Origin of the sequence: Lamprobacter sp. (genome assembly GCF_034860625.1) — a bacterium.
Classification (GTDB): Bacteria; Pseudomonadota; Gammaproteobacteria; order Chromatiales; family Chromatiaceae; genus Lamprobacter.
Genome location: NZ_JAYESN010000394.1, coordinates 1 through 2,089, shown reverse-complemented (window position 1 = coordinate 2,089; position 2,089 = coordinate 1). Strand labels below are relative to the sequence as shown.

Annotated in this window: 1 protein-coding gene and 1 pseudogene; both read right to left on the bottom strand. The window is 63.1% G+C overall.

Annotated elements, in window-relative coordinates; genetic code table 11:
* Positions 1 to 153: 153 nt before the first annotated feature.
* On the bottom strand, positions 154 to 1,197 hold the full coding sequence (locus VBE63_RS27985) for an IS630 family transposase (protein ID WP_323686265.1): 1,044 nt from the start codon (positions 1,195 to 1,197) through the stop codon (positions 154 to 156).
* Between the two features lie 90 nt (positions 1,198 to 1,287).
* Positions 1,288 to 2,089, bottom strand: a pseudogene (locus VBE63_RS27980) (muramidase); the annotation flags it as partial.

Here is a 2,089-nt window from a genome sequence, read left to right as displayed (position 1 = left end):
CAAACCGCGCCTGCGCACCGGCATGGAAGGCATCGACGCCCGCTGCGCCAGTGCTGATTGCTCCGGCCCCATTGCCCAACCCAGCCGCCGCCGCGCGGGGATCAAACAGTCCCGCGCTCATCACCTGTAGCCATTTAATGAGATATCCGGACCTTAGAATTCGGCAGCATATTGCGTTTCAGGGAGTTGGAAAAATGATAGAACCCGGTGCGTGCGTTTCTGTAATGAGCGCAGTGCACTGTGCACACGCTGTTTGAGATCACGTTTGTTTTTGATGACCTGACGCCCGAGCGTTTTGTCCTTGAGGTCTTCCCAGACATGTTCATCGGGATTGCGCTCCGGCGTGTAGGCCGGAAGGACTTTGAGGCGGATGCGATGCCGGTGTTGGGCGATGAAAAGGCGCACCTGTTTGGAGCGATGGAAGGAGGCGCCGTCGACGACAAGGATCAGGGGGCGGGTGCGTCCTTTGATGAGCTGTTTGAGGAAGTCGATATAGACCTCGGAGTTGATCCGGCCCTCGGTGACGTGATAGCGCAGCTCGCCTTGCGCACTGACCGTCGACAGGATGTTGAGGTGGCCACGGCGACCGGTCACAGCGACGCTCGGGCTCTCTCCCCGTGCGCCCCAGGTGGTTCCGGAGCGCTCGCGCAGGTCGACGCCGGCCTCGTCTTCGAAGGCGATGTCCGCCCCGATGGCTTGAGCGAAGCGTTGCAGCTTGGGGAAGGTCTCGTTGACGAAGCGCGCGACGGCCTCGGGGTCTTGTTCCGTGGCGCGATAGGTCGGCTTCTGCACGCTCAGGCCCAAGCGGTGCAAGTGGGCATTGATGGTGGCTCCGCCGACCTCGACGCCAAAGCGCTCGGCCAACACCTCGGCGAGCAAGGCGCAGGTCCACAAGGGGGTGTCGTAGCCAAACGCCTCGGGCGTCGTCTCCAAGACCGTCTGCTTGAGCCAGGCATCCATCTCTGCGGTCACCACCGGCTCCGCGCCGGGGGCTTTCTTGGTCTCGAGTCCCGCGTAGCCCTCGCTCTTGAAGCGCTTGAGCCAGGCATACACACTGCTGCGGCTGATGCCGAGCAGCTCACTGACATCTTCGGGACTGAAGCCGTTGTCGCGCACGGCATGCACCGCGATCATGCGCAGGTAGCTCATGACCTCATCGGGGATCAAACGGGCATCGTCGAGCCAGGCTGGTTTCATGGTCGCCTCCATTGACTTGGGTGGGTCATGCTCTTCAGACAACTGTGGACCTGTTCAATTCCGCTTGGGCAGAATGAAAATGTCTTGGGATCAAGACGAATGGCTATGGTCGCGTGTCGATCCGAACGTCTCGCCTGCACCGAAACCGCCAACCCCTCCGACCGGCTCAGGATCAGCGCCAGTCCCACCAGGCCCCTGGAAGGCCTCGCCCAGGAGGCCGAACGCGGTTTCGCGCGCCTGCAAGCGCTCACCATCGCTGAGTGCGCGTTCCGGCTGTGCGAAGCCGGCCAGCAGATGCATGGCCGCCGCAGCGCGCGCCTGCTCGGGGTTGGCGAACACACCCATGGCGTTGTACCAGCTCGCAACCCGTTCGTGATCCCCAGTCAGCCCAAGCCGATCGATGGCACCATAGGCCTGCTGGGCCAACGCGGGCTGGCTGGCCAGACGCTGACCCACCTCGGCCGCGCGATAGCTGCCGGAGGCTGCGGCCGACTGCGACAGCCGTTCGGCACGCTGATGGGCGCGGCTGTCCTGGACCACATCGGAAGCGCTCTCTTGTAGCTGAGCACTGTCCTGGCGGCTGAGTCCTTCGGTGAACACACTGCGGTTGCCCTGCTGTGCATCCTGCCTGACGGACTCGGCGAGGCTCGACTGGAAGCCCGAGTCCGATGTCATACGCTGCGTGATCTCATCGGAGAGTTGCTGCGCGACTTGATCGGTCACCTCGTACTGGTTCTGCAGACGGGCATTGAGTTCACCGCTGACCTGGCGAGACGACTGCCCCTGACCTTTTAGGCCGAGCCCTGTCGCCAACAGCCCTGTCACCTGATCGGCGGACAGCCCAGTCTCCGAATACTGCCGCGCGAGGCTGCTCCCCTCGCTATACAGCGTG